The 16,938-nt window shown below is 72.0% G+C and carries 15 protein-coding genes and 1 pseudogene; 6 read left to right on the top strand and 10 right to left on the bottom strand.

Annotated elements, in window-relative coordinates:
- Positions 1-28: 28 nt before the first annotated feature.
- Positions 29-781, bottom strand: a complete 753-nt coding sequence (locus OG446_RS34775) for a LytR/AlgR family response regulator transcription factor (protein WP_328897765.1) — start codon at positions 779-781, stop codon at positions 29-31.
- Between the two features lie 81 nt (positions 782-862).
- On the opposite strand from OG446_RS34775, the gene OG446_RS34770 reads away from it, so the two are divergent.
- Positions 863-1,504: a zf-HC2 domain-containing protein gene (locus OG446_RS34770; protein ID WP_328897764.1), complete on the top strand. Its 642-nt coding sequence runs from the start codon at positions 863-865 to the stop codon at positions 1,502-1,504.
- A 6-nt stretch (positions 1,505-1,510) separates the two neighbouring features.
- On the opposite strand, the gene OG446_RS34765 is transcribed toward OG446_RS34770, so the two are convergent.
- The 6 genes from OG446_RS34765 to OG446_RS34740 all read right to left on the bottom strand — a co-directional run bounded on the left by OG446_RS34765 (position 1,511) and on the right by OG446_RS34740 (position 8,283).
- The gene (locus OG446_RS34765) at positions 1,511-2,371 is read right to left on the bottom strand and encodes an Fpg/Nei family DNA glycosylase (protein WP_328897763.1); all 861 of its coding nucleotides are present in this window, start codon (positions 2,369-2,371) and stop codon (positions 1,511-1,513) included.
- 34 nt (positions 2,372-2,405) lie between these two features.
- On the bottom strand, positions 2,406-3,263 hold the full coding sequence (locus OG446_RS34760) for an amidohydrolase family protein (RefSeq protein ID WP_328897762.1): 858 nt from the start codon (positions 3,261-3,263) through the stop codon (positions 2,406-2,408).
- Between the two features lies 1 nt (position 3,264).
- The gene (locus OG446_RS34755; protein WP_328897761.1) at positions 3,265-3,576 is read right to left on the bottom strand and encodes an L-rhamnose mutarotase; all 312 of its coding nucleotides are present in this window, start codon (positions 3,574-3,576) and stop codon (positions 3,265-3,267) included.
- A gap of 1 nt (position 3,577) precedes the next feature.
- A complete protein-coding gene (locus OG446_RS34750) occupies positions 3,578-4,561 on the bottom strand; it encodes an aldo/keto reductase (RefSeq protein WP_328898513.1) in 984 nt (327 codons plus the stop codon).
- A gap of 134 nt (positions 4,562-4,695) precedes the next feature.
- A complete protein-coding gene (locus tag OG446_RS34745) occupies positions 4,696-6,081 on the bottom strand; it encodes a wax ester/triacylglycerol synthase family O-acyltransferase (protein WP_328897760.1) in 1,386 nt (461 codons plus the stop codon).
- Positions 6,082-6,216: 135 nt separating this feature from the next.
- Positions 6,217-8,283 carry a SpoIIE family protein phosphatase gene (locus tag OG446_RS34740; RefSeq protein WP_328897759.1) on the bottom strand — a complete coding sequence of 689 codons (2,067 nt, stop codon included), beginning with the start codon at positions 8,281-8,283 and terminating at the stop codon, positions 6,217-6,219.
- 285 nt (positions 8,284-8,568) lie between these two features.
- Between OG446_RS34740 and OG446_RS34735 the strand changes: the two genes are divergently transcribed.
- Positions 8,569-9,936 carry an FAD-dependent oxidoreductase gene (locus tag OG446_RS34735; RefSeq protein WP_328897758.1) on the top strand — a complete coding sequence of 456 codons (1,368 nt, stop codon included), beginning with the start codon at positions 8,569-8,571 and terminating at the stop codon, positions 9,934-9,936.
- A 63-nt stretch (positions 9,937-9,999) separates the two neighbouring features.
- On the opposite strand, the pseudogene OG446_RS34730 reads toward OG446_RS34735, so the two are convergent.
- Together OG446_RS34730 and OG446_RS34725 are read right to left on the bottom strand one after the other, a co-directional pair.
- Positions 10,000-10,180, bottom strand: a pseudogene (locus tag OG446_RS34730) (chitinase); the annotation flags it as partial.
- 16 nt (positions 10,181-10,196) lie between these two features.
- Entirely contained in the window at positions 10,197-10,793 is a 597-nt protein-coding gene (locus tag OG446_RS34725; RefSeq protein ID WP_328897757.1) for a hypothetical protein, read from the bottom strand.
- A gap of 195 nt (positions 10,794-10,988) precedes the next feature.
- Between OG446_RS34725 and OG446_RS34720 the strand changes: the two genes are divergently transcribed.
- Both OG446_RS34720 and OG446_RS34715 read left to right on the top strand, forming a co-directional pair.
- On the top strand, positions 10,989-12,422 hold the full coding sequence (locus OG446_RS34720; protein WP_328897756.1) for a carotenoid oxygenase family protein: 1,434 nt from the start codon (positions 10,989-10,991) through the stop codon (positions 12,420-12,422).
- A 222-nt stretch (positions 12,423-12,644) separates the two neighbouring features.
- Positions 12,645-13,949, top strand: coding sequence for a DUF1254 domain-containing protein (locus OG446_RS34715; protein ID WP_328897755.1), 1,305 nt, complete (start codon positions 12,645-12,647; stop codon positions 13,947-13,949).
- 184 nt (positions 13,950-14,133) lie between these two features.
- Here OG446_RS34715 and OG446_RS34710 read toward each other — a convergent pair whose 3' ends face one another.
- Positions 14,134-15,330: a DUF6777 domain-containing protein gene (locus OG446_RS34710; RefSeq protein ID WP_328897754.1), complete on the bottom strand. Its 1,197-nt coding sequence runs from the start codon at positions 15,328-15,330 to the stop codon at positions 14,134-14,136.
- Between the two features lie 198 nt (positions 15,331-15,528).
- Here OG446_RS34710 and OG446_RS34705 point away from each other — a divergent pair, with 198 nt between their 5' ends.
- Both OG446_RS34705 and OG446_RS34700 read left to right on the top strand, forming a co-directional pair.
- Complete coding sequence (locus OG446_RS34705) at positions 15,529-16,407, top strand: YndJ family protein (RefSeq protein ID WP_328897753.1); 879 nt, start codon at positions 15,529-15,531, stop codon at positions 16,405-16,407.
- Positions 16,404-16,928, top strand: a complete 525-nt coding sequence (locus OG446_RS34700) for a DUF1990 family protein (protein ID WP_328897752.1) — start codon at positions 16,404-16,406, stop codon at positions 16,926-16,928. Before OG446_RS34705 ends, OG446_RS34700 begins: the two co-directional genes overlap by 4 nt.
- The last annotated feature ends 10 nt before the right edge of the window (positions 16,929-16,938 follow it).

Genomic DNA, 16,938 nt, shown 5'->3' with positions numbered 1-16,938 from the left:
AAGGGGTCCGGGTGCGGGTAGACGCTGGTCAGCGGCCGGTCTGCCGCATCAGGAGATCGCGCAGCGCGCGGGTGTGGCGGCGGCTGACGGCAAGCTCCGCGGTGCCGATGCGCACGCTCATGCTGCCCGCGTCCAGGCGCAGTTCGTCGATCCGCCCGAGCGCCACCAGGTGGCGGCGGTGGATGCGGACGAACCCGCGGGTGCGCCAGCGCTCCTCCAGGGTGGTCAGGGGGACGCGGACGAGGTGGCTGCCGGTGGCGGTGTGCAGCCGGGCGTAGTCGCCCTGCGCCTCGGCGTACGCGATGTCGTCGATCGGGATGAAGCGGATGACACCGCCGAGTTCGACGGGAATCTGGTCGTGCGCGCTGTCGTGCGCGGGTGCGGAGCGGCCGCCGACCTGTTCGGCGACGCGGCGCACCGCCTCGGCGAGGCGTTCGCGGCGCACCGGCTTGAGGACGTAGTCGACGGCCTTCAGGTCGAAGGCGTGCACGGCGAAGCCCTCGTGGGCGGTGACGAAGACGATGAGCGGGGGCGCGGCGAACCCGGCCAGCAACTGGGCGACGTCGAGTCCGGTGAGGCCCGCCATGTGGATGTCGAGGAAGACGACGTCGATGGCGGCGGGGTCGTCCGGCCCGGCTTCGACGGCGCTGCCGATGCGCCGCAGCGCCTCGGTGGCGCCGGTGGCTCCCTCGGCGCTGCGGATCCGGGGATCGGCGCGCAGGAGGTACAGGAGTTCCTCCAGAGCGGGTTCTTCGTCGTCGACGGCGAGTACGCGGAGCATGAGGCCGGAGTTTAGGGCCTGTACGGCGCTGTGCAGGGGGGTGTGCTGAGTGATTCACGGGCTGTTTCCGTACGGGACGGCATGTGCAGCCCGCAACACCGTCGCGATGTCGGCGCCTACGTCCTGGGTGTGCTCGGCGCCGCCGACGCCTTCCGTTTCGAGGAGCATCTGGAGGGCTGTCCCCTGTGTGCGGGCGCCGTGGTCGAGTTCGGCGGGGTGACGGCCGTTCTCGGGCGGTACGCCCGGCTGACGCCTCCGGGCGTCGCCCCCGTGGCGTGCGCCGGTCCCGGTCTGGTGCGGCGGGCCACGGAGGAGGTGGCGGCCGGGCGGCGCAGGACGCGGCGGCGGCGCCTGGTCCTGGGGGCGGCGGCCGTGGTGCTCGTGGCAGGGGCGCCGTTCGTGGTGCCCGGCGAGGGGTCCGGCAGCGGGCGGTGGGCGGCCGTGGACCGGGGTTCCGGGATGGCGGCCGTCGTGACGGCGGGGGCGCGCGAGTGGGGCGCCGATGTCGGGCTGGAGGTGTCGGGGGTGCCTGAGTCCGGGGTCTGCTCGCTGGTCGCGGTGGGGCGGGACGGGGACGAGGAGACCGTCGCCACGTGGTCGTCGGCCGGCCCGGGCGAGGCGCCGCTCCGGCTCGACGGGGGCGCGGCCCTGCGGCCCGGGGACATCGCCCGCTTCGAGGTGCGGACGGCGGCGGGCCGGCCGCTGCTGCGGCTCACCCGCTGAGGCGTGCTACTTGAGCAGCTTGGAGAGGCGCCGGTCGGCCAGCGGCTTGCCACCGGTCTGGCAGGTCGGGCAGTACTGCAGCGAGGAGTCGCTGAACGACACCTCGCGGATGGTGTCCCCGCAGACCGGGCAGGCCTGGCCGGTGCGCCCGTGGACGCGCATGCCGCTCTTCTTCTCGGCCTTGAGGCGTCCGGCCGCCAGTCCGCTGGAGCGGGTGACGGCGTCGTTCAGAGTGGTGCGCAGAGCCGTGTGGAGCCGGGTGATCTCGTCGTCGGTGAGGTGCGCGGTGAGTTTGAAGGGCGACATCCTCGCGACGTGCAGGATCTCGTCGCTGTAGGCGTTGCCGATGCCGGCGATGAGGGACTGGTCGCGCAGGGCGCCCTTGATCTGGCGGCGTTCGCCTTCGAGCAGCGCGGCGAAGGCGTCCCGGTCGAAGGCCGCGTCGAGCGGGTCGGGGCCCAGGCGGGCGATCCCGGGGATCGCGGCCGGATCGTTCACCAGGTACACGGCGAGGCGTTTGGTGGTCCCGGCCTCGGTCAGGTCGAAGCCGTCGCCGTCGGTGAGGACGGCACGCAGCGCCAGGGGGCCCTTTCCGGGGCGCGGCGGAGTGGCGGGGAAGCTGTCCTTCCAGTGCAGCCAGCCGGCCCGGGCGAGGTGGGTGACCAGGTGCAGCGGGCCCACGGCGATGTCGAGGAACTTGCCGTGCCGCCGGACGCCCGTGACCGTACCGCCGTGCAGGGCGGTGAGCGGTGGGTCGTACGTCTTGAGGACGCTGATGGCGAGCGGCAGGACACGGTCGATCTCCCTGCCGACCAGGTGGTCGTCGAGGAAGACCCGCAGGGCTTCGACTTCCGGCAGTTCGGGCATGGTTCCCAGCCTGCCGCAGCCCGCGCCCCGGCGCCTACCGGAGGCCGTACACGCGCTCGGCCGTGGTGGCGAGGACGGCGTCCCGCTCGTCGTCCGCGAGGCCGCCGAGGAGCGCCAGCGCGGTCTCGACGACCTCGGTGTACGTGGCCGCGAGCCGGCACACCGGCCAGTCCGAGCCGAACATCAGCCGGCCGGGCCCGAAGGCGTCGAGGACCGTGCCGGCGTACGGGCGCAGGTCCTTGACGGTCCAGTCGTGCGGGTCCGCCTCGGTGACCAGGCCGGAGAGTTTGCACACGGTGTTGGGGAGGGCGGCGAGCGCCCTCAGGTCGTCGGCCCAGGGGTGCTGCTGCCCGGTGGCGATCTGCGGCTTGCCGGCGTGGTCGAGTACGAAGGTGAGCCCGGGCAGCAGTTCGGCGGCGCGGACGGCGGCGGGCAGCTGGTGGGGCCGGACCACCAGGTCGTAGACGAGTCCGGCGTCGGCCACGGCGGCCAGTCCGCGCTGTACGTCCGGGCGCAGCAGCCACCGGGGGTCGGGTTCGCCCTGCACCTGGTGGCGGAGCGAGACGAGCCGGTCACCTCCGGGAAGCTCGCGCAGGGCGGCCAGGGCGTCGGCGACGTCCGGGGCGGTGAGGTCGCTCCAGCCCACGACGCCGGCGACCAGGCCGCTGCCGTGGGCGAGCGCGAGGAACTCGGGGGTCTCCTCCGGGAGCGTGACGGTCTGGACGAGCACGGTCGCGGACACGCCGTTGGCCCGCGCCTCCGGCTCCAGGTCGGCGAGGGTGAAGTCACGGCGCAGGGGCGCCAGTTCCTCTCCGGTGATCCAGTCCTGGTCGCGTACCGAGAGGTCCCACACATGGTGGTGGGCATCGACGATGCGGGGACGGGCGGTCATCTCACAGCTCCCAGGCGACCGGGAGGCCCGCTTCGGCCCCGTCCGACGAGTAGTCGTGCGCGACGTCGAGGAGTTCGGCCATCCTGGCCTGCCACGTGACGTTGACGGGGAGTTGCTCCAGTTCGGCGAGGAGCCGGGCGTAGTCGTCGCACTCGATGACGTGGAACAGGTCGGTGCCGCTGCGCCAGATCGTCCAGGAGGTGGCTCCCGCCGCCCGGATCGCCCGGGTCAGTTCGGCCGGGACCTCGCGGTGGGCGGCCTCGTACTCGGCTATGCGGTCCGCACGGACCTTGGTGTGCAGGGCGATCCGCATGTCAGTGTCCGTTCTCGGTCAGCAGGGCCTCGGCACGCAGGTCGTCCCAGAGGGCGTCAGGTATCTCCTGGCGGAGGAGGGCGGCGGCGTCGCGCACCTCGTCGGGTGACCGGGTGCCCACGAGCACGCCGGCGACCGCCGGGTGGCTGAGCGGGTAGTGCAGGGCCGCGGCGCGCAGCGGCACGCCGTGGCCCTCGGTGACGGCCTTCAGGCGAAGGGCCCGGTCCAGGAGGCTCAGCGGTGCGGCGGCGTAGTCGTACGTCGCGCCGGGGCGCGGGTCGGCGAGGAGGCCGGAGTTGAAGACGCCGCCGACGACGACACTGCGGCCGCGGGCGGCGGCCGCGGGCAGCAGATCGCTCAGGGCTGACTGGTCGAGGAGGGTGTAGCGGCCGGCGCAGAGCACCACGTCGACGTCGGTCTCGACGACGAAGCGGGTGAGCATCGCGGTCTGGTTCATTCCGGCCCCGATGGCCCCGATCAGCCCTTCGGCCCGCAGCTTCTCCAGCTCCGGGTAGGCCTCGCCGAAGGCGGCTTCCGCGTGGTCGTCCGGGTCGTGGAGGTAGGCGATGTCGATGCGGTCGAGGCCGAGGCGCTCCAGACTGTCCTCGATGCTCCGGCGGACGCCTGCGGCGCTGAAGTCCCAGCGCCTGCGGTGCGTCGCACGGACGGCGAAGCCCTCGGAGAGCGTTTCGGACGCGGCGGCCCCGCCGCCGGGCAGCGGATCGAGCACCCTCCCCACTTTGGTGGAGAGCACGTACGCGTCGCGGGGCCGGGAACGCAGGGCCTCGCCCAGCCGTCGCTCCGAGAGACCGAGCCCGTAGTGCGGCGCGGTGTCGAAGTGGCGCACGCCCTCGTCCCAGGCCGCGTCGACGGCTGCCGCGGCCTGTGCGGGCTCCACGGCGCTGAAGAGATTGCCGATGGCGGCCGCTCCGAAGGACAGCTCGGTGATCTCGACCGCGCTGTTTCCCAGCCTGTTGCGCCGCATGTGTCCGCCGCCCTCCCCGAAGATCGCTTCCTGCACACAGCGAATATTCATCGGATCACTTGGGCACGTCAACACCCAGGAGGACATCAGTGGTGGCAATTGCTCGCTGATCTGTCCGATCTATAGGGCCGTGCTCAGGGCAGCAGCGTCAGCAGTTCGGAGACCTCGTCCTCGGCACAGCGGCCCAGCCGCTCCAGGTCGGGCAGCGCCTTGCCGTCGGCCACCAGGCCGATCTGCACCGTGCCGCCGTACGTGGTCAGCGCGACGGCCAGCGACTGGCCGCGGGCCAGCGGCGCCATCGGGTAGAGCGCCCGCAGCGGGCAGCCGCCCAGTGACAGGGCCGAACGCGGCAGCGGCACGCTGGTGACCAGTACGTCGAAGAGCATCCGGGCGGCGCTCCCGGCCAGCGGCGCACCGAAGCGGTGGGCCAGCGAGGGCAGTTGGTCGGCGAGGACCGCGACCGCTCCGGCCCCGCGCAGCGGCCCCGCGGCCTTGTTGCGGTCCATGGCACCGCGGACGGCCCGCAGCCGCTCCCAGGGGTCGGGTTCGGAGACGGGGAGGCCCAGCAGATAGGCAGAGAGCCGGTTTCCGGTGGCCGCGGCCGTGCCGCCCGGCCGGCGACGGGAGACGGGGACCAGGGCGCGCGGGTCGGAACCCGGCAGCGGTTCGCCTCGTTCCAGCATCCAGCGGCGCAGCGCACCCGCCACGACCGCGAGCAGCACGTCGTTGCCGGTACCGCCCGCCGCCCGGCGGATCCGCCGCACGGATGCGAGGTCGAGATCGGCCGTGGCGAGGCGCCGGGTGCCGGAGGAACTGGCGCTGAGGGCGGGCGCGCCGCGCAGATCGAGGCGACTGGCCCGTACGAGCGAGGCCCCGACGCCGAAGGCGCGGCCGAGGTCCTCGATCCGGCCGAGGGCGAGTCCGGCGACCTGTCGGGGGCCTGGCATCCAGGAGCGCGGCGGCACGGGGCGGACCCGGCCGGCCGCGGGTCCCGGCCGGCCCCGGCCCGCGGCCGAGGCGATCTCGTCGAAGATCCCGGCGCCGATGGCGACCGCTCGCATGCCGTCGGCGAGCGCGTGGTGAAGCTTGACGAGCACGGCGAACGGACCGTCCGGGGCACCTTCGATGAGGTACATCTGCCAGGGCGGCAGCCCTCGGCGCAGCGGCTGTTCCATCAGTTCGCCCGCGAGCAGGGTGGCGGCGGCCATGAAACCGGCCTCGCCCTCACCGGCGGTCGCCGCCTCGGGCAGCCGCACCCGCTTGACGTGCCGGTGGACGTCGAAGTCCTTGTCCACCGACCAGGCCGCGCCGCCGACGGGCAGCAGCACGTCACGCACCCGCATCCGGAGCCGGGGAATGGCGGCGGCCCGGGTTCCGAGCAGTTCGAGAAGGGCGTCGGGGCCCGGGGGGCGGTCACCGTCCGGCGCGAAGACGGCGAGCGCACCGAGGTGCATGGGGTGCGCATCGGACTCGAGGTGCCAGAAGGCCAGATCGAGAGGTGCCAGTAGCTCAGTGCCCAACGGGTCCTCATGTCATGGAAGACGAAGACTGACAAAACCGCAGTCAATCTCGCGCGGTCGGTTACGGTCAAGTACAGACATGTTACGTTCTGTTACTTTTCAGTAGTGTGCAGTTCCGGGGAACGGCCAGGCGGATCAGTCGCGTGGCGGGATGACGAACTCGCACCAGACGCACTTGCCGGTGCCCCGGGATTCGACGCCCCAGGCGTCCGCCAGCCGGTCGACGAGCATCAGCCCGCGGCCCGAGACCCCCGAATCGCCCGCGTCCCGGCGGCGCGGCAGCGCGCTGGACCGGTCCTCCACATCGACGCGCAGACGCCGTTCCGGCCCGGTCAGGACCCGGATCGTGACGATCGCGCCGCCGTCGGTGTGCATCAGGGCGTTGGTCGTCAGCTCGTCGGCGGCCAGCTCCACCTCGTCGGCCCGCTCCTTCGCACCCCACGCCCGCACCGCCGCACGGATCATGTGCCGCGCCGAGCTGAGCGCCTCCGGGTCGTTCTGTCCCACGTGCTGCTGGAGCCGGCCCCCCGGCTGCGGGGCGTGGGCGGCCTTGCGGCGCAGCAGCAGCACCGCCACATCGTCCTCGCCGCCGCGTTCGTCGACCGATTCGCAGAGCCGGTCGGCCAGGCGCTGGAGGTCCGCCGGGCCGTTCCGGATCATGGCGGTGAGCAGCTGCATGCCCTCGTCGAGATCGGCGCCCGGCAGCTCCACCAGGCCGTCGGTGAACAGCACCATGGTCTGCCCGGGGTCCAGCTCGACCGTGCTGACCGGGTACTCCAGCCGCCCGAACTCGGCGGAGAGCCCCAGCGGGAGCCCGCCGTCGACCAGGAGCTTGCGACAGCTCCCGTCGGCTTCGCGCACCAGGGGGTCGACATGACCGGCCCGGACCACCTGCACCACACCCGTGGTCAGGTCCGCCTCGGCGTAGGTGCAGGTCGCGAAGCGGTCGGTGTCCAGCTCGTGCAGGAAGACGGAGGCCCGCGCCATGACCGTGGCGGGGCTGTGCCCCTCGGCCGCGTACGCCCGCAGCACGATGCGCAGCTGACCCATGACGGCGGCGGCGTGGGTGTCGTGGCCCTGGACGTCCCCGATGACCGTGCCGACCCGGCCGCCGGGCAGCGGGATGACGTCGTACCAGTCGCCGCCGATGTCCCGGCCCAGCCGGGCCGAGCGGTAGCGCACGGCGATCTGCGCTCCCGGCACGTCGGGGATGCGGCGCGGCAGCATCGCCTGCTGGAGGCCCTCGGCGAGGTCGTGCTCCTGCTCGTACAGCATGGCGCGCTGGAGGCTCTGGGCGATGGAGCTGCCGAGGGCGACCAGCAGATTGCGTTCGTCGCCGGTGAATCCGTTCTTGTCGCTGTACAGGAGGCCGAGGGCACCGATGGGGCGGGCCTGGGCGATCAGCGGCAGATAGGCGGCCGAGGTGATGCCCAGATGGCTGATGTGGGGCCACAGGACCGGATACGAGTCCGCGAAGTCCTCGGCGGACTCGATGAAGCGGGGACCGAGCGTGCGCACGACCTCGCTCATCGGGTACTGGTCGTCCGTCCGTGTGTACCGGGTGCCCGGCACGAAGGCGCCTTCGGGTCCGTCGGCCACCAGGTGGATGCGCCCGGCCTCGATCAGCCCCATGACCAGACTGGTCGCCCCCAGATGGGCCAGTCCCTGGGAGTTCTTGAGCACGTTGATGACGTCCTGGACCGTACGGGCGTGGGCCAGCGCGGCGGTGGTGGCGTCCACCAGGCTGGTCCGCCGCCGCCGCTCCTCGTCCAGTTCGTGGCGGGCGGTGGCGTCGGCCAGCTCCTGCGTGGCGTCGCGGACGATCCCGATGATGCGGCGCGGCCGCCCGGTGGCGTCGCGCTGGACGAAACCCTGGGTGTGCGTCCATTGGAGGGTGCCGTCACGCCGCAGAATGCGGAAGTACGCCCCGTAGTTCTTCCGGCCGGACTTGAGCGCCTGAGTGACCATGGCGTCCAGGCGTACGCCCTCGTCCGGCGGCACCCGTGTTCCGAGCGTCGTCGGCTTGTTGTCGTACTCGTCGCCCCTCAGGTCGAACACGTCGAGGGCCGCCTGTTCCATGTGCATGAGGCCGCTGTCCAGGTCCCAGTCGAAGCTGCCCATACGGTTCAGGGCGAGACTGAGGTCCGGGTGGGCGGGCCAGTCGTCCGGGAGTGACAGGGCACCCGCTACCCGATCATCCATGTGGGTCACTCTGCCACTATTTGTCCGATTCTTCGAGTGAGCCGTCCACCAGGTGAACGTGCGATGGAACACATTTCCGAGCCGCTCGAAGGAGCCGATTTCCCGGAGATTCCGCGGGATCCCCCCGTCCGGCAAAGGTGCGGGGCGCCGGAAATCGCCGCAGAACGCCGACCCGCCCCGAAAGGGGGCAGGGGCAGCGGCTAACGTGTGCGTCGGGGTGGAGTAAGCCAAGCCTTACCACGGCCCGCCCCGCTCCTGCTCGTTCGTCCTAAGGAACAGCTCGCCATGACACGCCCCGTCCGCGTAGCCATCGTCGGTGCCGGCCCCGCCGGAATCTACGCAGCGGACGCGCTGCTCAAATCCGATGCCGCCACCGACCCGGGCGTCTCCATCGACCTGTTCGAGCGGATGCCCGCCCCCTTCGGCCTGATCCGTTACGGCGTGGCTCCGGACCACCCGCGGATCAAGGGCATCGTGCAGGCGCTGCACCAGGTCCTGGACAAGCCCCAGATCCGCCTCTTCGGGAACGTCGACTACCCGAACGACATCGGCCTGGACGAGCTGCGGACCTTCTACGACGCGGTGATCTTCTCCACCGGCGCCGACGCGGACCGCGCCCTCGACATACCGGGGAGTGACCTGGACGGCTCGCACGGTGCCGCCGAGTTCGTCTCCTGGTACGACGGTCACCCGGACGTGGCGCGCACCTGGCCGCTGGAGGCCGAGAAGGTCGCCGTCCTGGGTGTCGGCAACGTGGCCCTTGACGTCGCCCGCATCCTCGCCAAGACCGCCGACGAGCTGCTGCCGACCGAGATCCCCGCCAACGTCTACGACGGCCTGAAGGCCAACAAGGCGCTGGAGGTGCACGTCTTCGGGCGGCGCGGTCCCGCTCAGGCCAAGTTCAGCCCGATGGAGCTGCGGGAGCTGGACCACTCGCCGAACATCGAGGTCATCGTCAACCCCGAGGACATCGACTACGACGCGGGCTCGATCGAGACCCGCCGCGGCAACAAGCAGGCCAACATGGTCGCCTCCACGCTGGAGAACTGGGCGATCCGCGACGTCGGCGACCGGCCGCACAAGCTCTTCCTGCACTTCTTCGAGTCCCCCGTGGAGATCCTCGGCGAGGACGGCAGCGTCGTCGGCCTGCGGACCGAGCGCACCGAGCTGGACGGCACCGGCAATGTGAAGGGCACCGGCCAGTTCAAGGACTGGGACGTGCAGAGCGTCTACCGCGCGGTCGGCTACTACTCCCAGGAGCTGCCCAAGCTCCCCTTCGACGTCGCGTCCGGCACGGTTCCGCACGCCGCCGGACGGGTTCTGGCCGGCGGCGAGCCGATGGAGTCGGTGTACGTCACCGGCTGGATCAAGCGGGGCCCGATCGGCCTGATCGGTCACACCAAGGGCGACGCCAACGAAACGGTCGCCTGCCTGCTGGAGGACCACACCACCGGCCGGCTGCCCGCCCCGGCACAGCCCGAGCCGGGGGCCGTGACCGAGTTCCTGGAGTCGCGCGGCGTCCGGTACACCACCCGTGAGGGCTGGTACCGCCTGGACGCGCACGAGCGCGCCCTGGGCGAGCCGCAGGGCCGCGAGCGGGTCAAGGTCGTGGAGCGCGAAGCCATGCTGGACGCCTCGGAGCCCGGCAACTGACACCACGGTGAAGGCCCCGGAACGCCCGAACGGTGTTCCGGGGCCTTCACCGTTACGGCGGCATCAGCGGCCCTGCGGCGCCTTGACGTAGTCGCCGAAGGTCCCGTTCCTGGAACCGTCCCGGCTCGGCGACCAGGTGGTGCTTGAGGCTGCCGTTGCAGTGGTTCCAGGCCTGCGCGACGAGGTTCGGCACCACATGGTCACCACGGGCCCCGGCTGGTGCGGGCAGACCCGGCACCTGCTTCCCGAGGCGGTGTCGGTCAGGAGGCGGCGCGCGCGCTCCGGGACCGTTCACGCACCCGGTCCGGATAGCGCTCCGTGAACCGGACCGCCAGGACCAGCAGGATCACGGGGATGATCCAGTTGTACCAGTCGGCGCCGGACGACGTGTGCACCGCGACCAGGCCCAGCAGGGCGGTCGCGGCGAAGACCCCTCCCCAGAGCAGGGTCAGCACCCGGTTCACATGCCGGAAGACGGGTGTGCCCCACACCTCGCGAGGGGTGGTCTCCCGCGCGTACTGCTCGGTGAACGGGACGAACGCCAGCGAGCCGAGCGCCACCACGGCGACCACCGAGCTGGACAGCACCTGTGCGTACCGCTCCACCCAGGAGAGGTCCTGGGTGTTCAGGAAGAGCGCGAGGACGCTGAGGACGGCGAAGAAGACGATGCCGGTGACCTCAAGCACCTTGAACGAACCCCGCCGCAGGTCCGGGAGGTTGAGGACGACGGCCGCGACGAGACCGGCCAGCGCCGCATACTCCCAGGTACTGGGCGAGGCGATGACGGCGAAGATGATCCACGGGGCGAACGCGAAGAACAGATTCCCGGTCCGCCGCCCGGAATTGGATGGGGCCACCGGACACCTCCGGGGCATGTCCCGCGGCACTCTGCCGCTTTCTCCATGGTGAAGCCGGGCCTCGCCCTCCGCATCTCCGCAGCCGTATCTCCGCGCCCCCGGGCCCACGTTGCAGCGGCTGCGGGCCGGAGATTCAATGAAGGATCGGCACGGCACGCATTCAGAGGCGCCCACGCCCGGCAAGGGGAGGCCACCATGGCCGCACACGCCCAGCAGGCCTTCGACCCGGCCCGCGTCGTCCATCTCTCCGGCCGTTTCGCCCCGGTGACCGACGAGGTGGACGAGGCGGAGCTCCAGGTGACGGGCGAACTGCCCGACGAGCTCGACGGGCTTTTCCTGCGCAACGGTCCCAACCCCCGCTTCAGCCCCATCGGTTCGTTCCTCTACCCGATCGACGGGGACGGAATGCTGCACGGGGTGTGGATCTCCGGCGGTCAGGCCCGGTACCGCAACCGTTTCGTCCGCACACCCGCCGTGCTGGCCGAGGAACGTGCGGGGCGGGCGCTGTGGGGTGGGATCGAATCAATGATCATGCCTCAGGTCCCGGACGTGGAACCGGAGTTGGCCGGTACGTTCCGCGATCTTCCGGACATCAATGTGGTCCGCCACGCGGGACGGCTGCTGGCACTCGCGGAATCTGACTGCCCCTTCCTGATCACGCCGGAACTGGAGACGGCCGGAAAGGAGACGTTCGGCGGGGCACTGCCGGCCGGCATCACCGCCCACCCGAAGATCGACCCGCTCACCGGCGAGATGCTGGTCTTCTGCTACGGCCTGGAACCCCCGTACCTCACCTGGTCGGCCATCGCCCCCGATGGCTCCGTCGCCCGCGGTCCCACGACGATCGACGGACTCGACGAACCGATGATGATCCACGACATGGCCCTCACCGCCAGTTTCCTGGTGATCGCGCTGGCGCCGGTGTTCTTCGACATCGCCGCCGCGATGAGCGGTGGATCCATGATCGACTGGCGGCCGGAGCGCGGCACCCGCGTGGCCCTGGTCCCCCGCGACGGCGGCCCTGTGCGATGGGCTTCGGACGAGGCCTTCTGGCTGTGGCACACGGTCAACGCGTACGACACCGGGCCCGAGGGCAGTGATGTGGTGCTGGACTACGTGCAGTGGTCCCGCCTGTCCATGGGCGCGCCGGACCCCGCACAGGCGCCCAACACCGCCGGTCTGGTGCGCGCGGTCATCGATCCCGTCGCCGGCACGATGCGCCGGACGATGCTGGACGACGCCAGAATGGAACTTCCCCGTACCGACGACCGCTTGATCGGCCGGCGTCACCAACAGCTCGCCGTAGCCTCCGATTCCGGGAACCCGGATCTGCTCCCGGGCGAGTTCGACGCGCTGCGCTGGTACGACGGAAGGGACACGTCGGGTACGAGCACGGTGTGGCGGGCCGGGGATCTGTCCGTCGGCGAACCGGTCTTCGCCCCCTCGCCCGGCACCGCGCCGGGCGAGGGCGGCCACTGGATGACGTACGCCACCGACCGTACCGACGACACCAGTTGGCTGCTCGTCATCCCCGCCGAGGATCCCGCCTCCGGCCCGGTCGCCCGGGTGCGGATCCCGGTAAGGGTCCCGCTGGGGCTGCACGGCAACTGGCTGCCGACACAGGAATGAAGGTCCGGACCACATGGGGTGGCGACGCTCGCACCGGTGCCTCTGACCGGTACGGAGGCAGGTCCCGGGCACGATCGGCGTCGCACCTCCCTCACGGGGCCGGATCACCCCGATGGCGTAAGCCGGCAGTCGCTGCGTCGCCTCCCTGCACCGCCCGTGCGAGCTTGTAGCCGGGCGGCCGTCGTGCCGTCGGACAACCGGTATCGGACACAGGAGCCTCACATGAGCAAGCTGGCTGATGACCTTCGGACACTGAGCCGCGAGGCGTACTGGTACCTCTATCCGCTGGTGACGATGGACATCTCCAGGCGGCAGGCCGCTGCCCTGCCGGCCGGCGTGAAGCCCGCGTTCGGGCCGCCGAACCGGTTCCATCACATGCGCGCGTTCCCGACGGCGGATTTCCGCGCCGTGGTACGGCCGAACTTCGACACCCTTTACTCCAGCGCCTGGGTGGACCTGACGGCGGGGCCCGTCCGCCTGTCCGTCGCCGACACCGGCGACCGGTACTTCCTGTTGCCGATGCTGGACATGTGGACCGATGTCTTCGCCGTGCCGGGCAAACGCACCACCGGCACCGGAGCACAGGAGTACCTGATCGTCGGTCCCGGATGGACCGGCCGGCCCCCCGCGGACGCCCAGGTGATCCACGCACCGACACCGCACGCGTGGATCATCGGCCGTACCCAGACCAACGGCCCGGCCGACTACCAGGCGGTCCACGCCGTCCAGGACGGCTTCCGCCTCACACCGCTGACGCCGGTGGAGCACCGGCCCGACCCCGGCGTGGACACGGACACCGAACCCCTCAGCCTGGTCAACGGGCTCACCGGCGTCGACTTCTTCGCCCGGGCCGCCGAGGCCCTGCGCGTGAACGAACCGCACCCTACCGACTTCTCGGTGCTGGCCCGCATCGCCGGCCTCGGCATCATCCCCGGACAGGCCTTCGACGCGGAAGCCTTCACGGCGGCCCAGCAGGCCGAGATCTCGGCCGGTACCGAGGAAGCCCTGCGACAGATGCACGCTGCCCGGTCGCGGCTCGGCGCCCAGCACAACGGCTGGGCCAGTGTCCTCCAGACCATCGGCGTCTACGGCAACGCCTACTTCCGGCGTGCCGTGGTCACCCTGGTCGGCCTCGGCGCCAACCCGCCCGAGGACGCCGTATACCCGCTGCTCACCGCCGACGCCGACGGCGAGCCGCTCACGGGTGAGCGCGATTACGTCCTGCACTTCGAGGCCGACCGCCTCCCGCCGGTCGCCGCGTTCTGGTCGCTCACCATGTACGACGCCGAGGGCTTCCAGGCCCCCAACGAACTCGACCGCTTCGCCCTCGGCGACCGCGACCCGCTGGACTACAACCCCGACGGGTCTCTGGACATCCACATCAGCCACACCGATCCCGGCCCCGACCGCCGGACCAACTGGCTTCCCGCCCCGCTCGGGCCCCTCGGCATCACACTGCGCCTGTACGCACCCCACCGTCAGGCCCTCGACGGCCACTGGACGCCGCCGCCCGTTCGCAGGGGCTGAGAGCCGGGCCCGTGCCTCCCGTCACCACCCCGGCGGCTCGCTTCCCCCGGATCGCCGGGACCACCGTGAAGAAGCCGGCTGGTGACGCCAGGCACTGAGGCCGGTTCCCAGCCGCGGAACCAGCGGGGGGAGCTGTCCGGGGACGCGAAGCCGAGCAGCCCCGCGATATCGGTCGCGCGGCCGCTCAACCGTCGACGGATGCTTCCGTGTCGTCCTGCCACGGAAGTCGGATGGAGGTCTGGGGCTCGTCGGTCATGGGCGGCACCAGGTCCTGCGGCGGCTCGTCCGGGTCGGCGGGGGCACCGGTCGGCTCGTCCGTCGGGAGCTCCGGGTACCCCTCGGTCGGGCCGTCGGACGGGAGGCCGGTCGGCGTCGGGCAGTTCGTCGGCACCCGCACCGGCGCACCGGTCGGCTCCTTCGTCGCCGCGACCGCCTCGCCCGGCGGGGTCGGGGCAACGGGTGTCGGGCAGTCCCCGGGCCCGGGGGTGGAGCGCGACGGGATCGGCTTCGTCGGCGGCTTCGGCTCCTTGGACCTCGCCGGAGGCGGGTCGGGCAGCGGGCGGGTGATGTCGGTGCCGGGGGCGTAGGGCGGCGGCACTTCGGGGGTGCGGTCACGAGCACCCTCGTCCCCGACCTCACGCGCCATCCAGCTGTTGTGGTCGGCGTCCACGATGACCAGGTCCGCAACCGCCTTCGGGGCGGGTGCGACGACGACGGTCCTCGCCGGGTCGTACCCCGCCCACTTCTCGCCCCGCCCGCCCTCCACGTCTCCCCCGCCGGCGGGCCGGCTCAGCGGGTTGCCGCAGGCGCAGCGGACGCGCGGGAGGCCATGACCGTCCACCATCACAGCGGTTCCGGCCTGGAGCACGGACTGGAACGTGGTGGTCGAACCCGTACGGAAGCCGTGGTTGCCCACCCGGGTGTCGGCGCGCAGGACCACGGGGGTCAGGCCGCGCAGAAAGTCCGGAACACCGGCCCGGGGCACGCCCGCAGCCTGCGCGAAGGCCGCTTCCCTGACCGGGTCGGCCGCGAGGAAGCGGATCTGCTGTCCGACGTCGCAGGAGGCAACCGAGCGGGTGCCGCCGTAGAGGCCGGGGGTCGAACCGGGGAGGGTGCGCGGCGTTCCGTCGCCGGGCGGGGGTGTCCCGGGCGGGGTCGTGCGGGGCACGGCCGGCGCGGCGCCGGCCGGGTCCACCGTGGACCTGGTGAAGGGGTCGGGCCCCTGCGCGGCGGCCGGCTGGAGGAGCACCTCGCCGGCGTCCGCCGTCCCTTCGGTGCCGGGTCCGCCGCCCCCGGCCTCCCGGGCGCAGCCCGCGGTGACGAGGATGCCGGTGGACAGTACGGCGAGCACGGCGCGGCGCATGCGTGTCGGTGCGTGCACGAAGAGGTCTCCTGCCTGGTCACCGGTCACTGGTGGTCTCTCATGTCTGCCGCAGTTCCCCCTCCCCCGCAAGCCGGGGCCGCACGGTGTGCCCGCGGTTCCGGACATCACGCCGCCATCACCTTGAACGCGTTCAAGAAAGCCTCTAGAGTCAGCACCACCATCGCTTGAACGCGTTCAAGAAGGGGGGGCTGAAGGGTGTCGGTCCTGGTGGGTCTGATCGTGATGCTGGGCATGCTGGTGATCGTGCCCTCCGGACTGCGGCTGGCGGATGCCCCCGACCTGGACCGGATACGGCGGCTGTGGCTGGTCTTCGCCGTGCCGGGTGCCGTTGCCCTCTGGCTGCCGCGCGGCCCCCTGGCCACCGTCCTGGCCCTCGGGTACGGACTGGGCGCCGTACTCCTCGCCCTGCATGCCCCGGCCCGAATCGTCCGGCGCCCCGGTCCGCTGCTGTCATGGCGCACAGCACCCGCCGAGATCGCCCTGCTCACTGCCCTGTCGGCCCCGGCCGTCTCCGCCGTCGCGCTGGTCGCCGAGCGCTCGGGGCGTCCGCTGTTCGGCTTCGGCCTCGGAATCCTGGCGCTGACCGTGCCGCACTTCCACTTCGCCGGATTCGCCGCCGCTCTGGTCGCCGGACTGGTCGGCCGCGTGGTCGACAGCGCGGCGGGGCGGTTCGCGGCGCTGAGCGTTCCGCTGGGCACCCTGCTCGTCCTGACCGGCTACTTCATCGGCGACTGGGCCGAACTCGCGGGGGCAGTGGTCCTGACAGCAGGCATGTGGACCGTCGCTCTCCTGACCTGGCGCACGGTCAGGCCCGCGGCCCGCGACCGGACCACCGGGCTGCTGCTCGCCGCCTCGGCCGCCGTGCTCGCGGCGACCATGGCGCTGGCACTGAGCTGGGCCCTGGGCGAGGCCACCGGCCTCCCGCACCCCACTCTGACCTGGATGGCCGCCACCCACGGCGTGGGCAACGCGCTGGGCTTCGCGCTCTGCTCGGTGCTCGCCTGGCAACGCCTGAACCCCCGTTCCGCCCATGAAGAAACCCGCGAAGGAACCCACGAAGGAAGGACCGCATGAGCACCCTCACGTATCCGGAGGCGGGCAGCACCCGGCTCGGCCCACTCCCCGACGGCTACCACCATCTGCACCACCGCACCCGGATCGGACACGGTCGTGCCGACTTCGAGGCCGCGGGCGCCGCGATCACCGAATTCCGTATGCACCGCGTCTCCGGGACGCGGGTCAGGGCCTCCGCGCCACGCGCCGAGCCCGGTGCCTCCGTTCGGGTGGCGCTGGGGGCCGGCCCGTTCCGGTTGACCGCGCCGTGCCGCGTCGTCTGGGCCGAGTACGGTCCCGAACGCATCGGATTCGCGTACGGAACGCTCCCCCGCCACCCCGAGTGCGGCGAGGAGTGCTTCGTGGCCGAGCTCGCGGACGACGGCACGGTCACGTTCACCGTGATGGCGTTCAGCCGGCCCGCACGCTGGTACACCCGCATCGCCGGACCGTTCGTGCCGGTGGCGCAGCGGTGGTACGCGCGCCGGCTCGGCCGCACGCTGCGCCGGATCGTCAGGGAGGGACACGCACCACAGGAGTGAGACGCCGCGG

Origin of the sequence: Streptomyces sp. NBC_00236 (assembly GCF_036195045.1) — a bacterium.
Lineage (GTDB): Bacteria > Actinomycetota > Actinomycetes > Streptomycetales > Streptomycetaceae > Streptomyces.
This window is presented reverse-complemented; position numbering and strand designations above follow the sequence as displayed.

Coding starts and splice junctions, on each gene's coding strand:
- OG446_RS34770 (WP_328897764.1), top strand. CDS start 863: ATGTGCAGCCCGCAACACCGTCGCGATGTCGGCGCCTACGTCCTGGGT.
- OG446_RS34755 (WP_328897761.1), bottom strand. CDS start 3,576: ATGCGGATCGCCCTGCACACCAAGGTCCGTGCGGACCGCATAGCCGAG.
- OG446_RS34760 (WP_328897762.1), bottom strand. CDS start 3,263: ATGACCGCCCGTCCCCGCATCGTCGATGCCCACCACCATGTGTGGGAC.
- OG446_RS34750 (WP_328898513.1), bottom strand. CDS start 4,561: ATGCGGCGCAACAGGCTGGGAAACAGCGCGGTCGAGATCACCGAGCTG.
- OG446_RS34715 (WP_328897755.1), top strand. CDS start 12,645: ATGAGCAAGCTGGCTGATGACCTTCGGACACTGAGCCGCGAGGCGTAC.
- OG446_RS34720 (WP_328897756.1), top strand. CDS start 10,989: ATGGCCGCACACGCCCAGCAGGCCTTCGACCCGGCCCGCGTCGTCCAT.
- OG446_RS34775 (WP_328897765.1), bottom strand. CDS start 781: ATGCTCCGCGTACTCGCCGTCGACGACGAAGAACCCGCTCTGGAGGAA.
- OG446_RS34740 (WP_328897759.1), bottom strand. CDS start 8,283: ATGGATGATCGGGTAGCGGGTGCCCTGTCACTCCCGGACGACTGGCCC.
- OG446_RS34765 (WP_328897763.1), bottom strand. CDS start 2,371: ATGCCCGAACTGCCGGAAGTCGAAGCCCTGCGGGTCTTCCTCGACGAC.
- OG446_RS34700 (WP_328897752.1), top strand. CDS start 16,404: ATGAGCACCCTCACGTATCCGGAGGCGGGCAGCACCCGGCTCGGCCCA.
- OG446_RS34735 (WP_328897758.1), top strand. CDS start 8,569: ATGACACGCCCCGTCCGCGTAGCCATCGTCGGTGCCGGCCCCGCCGGA.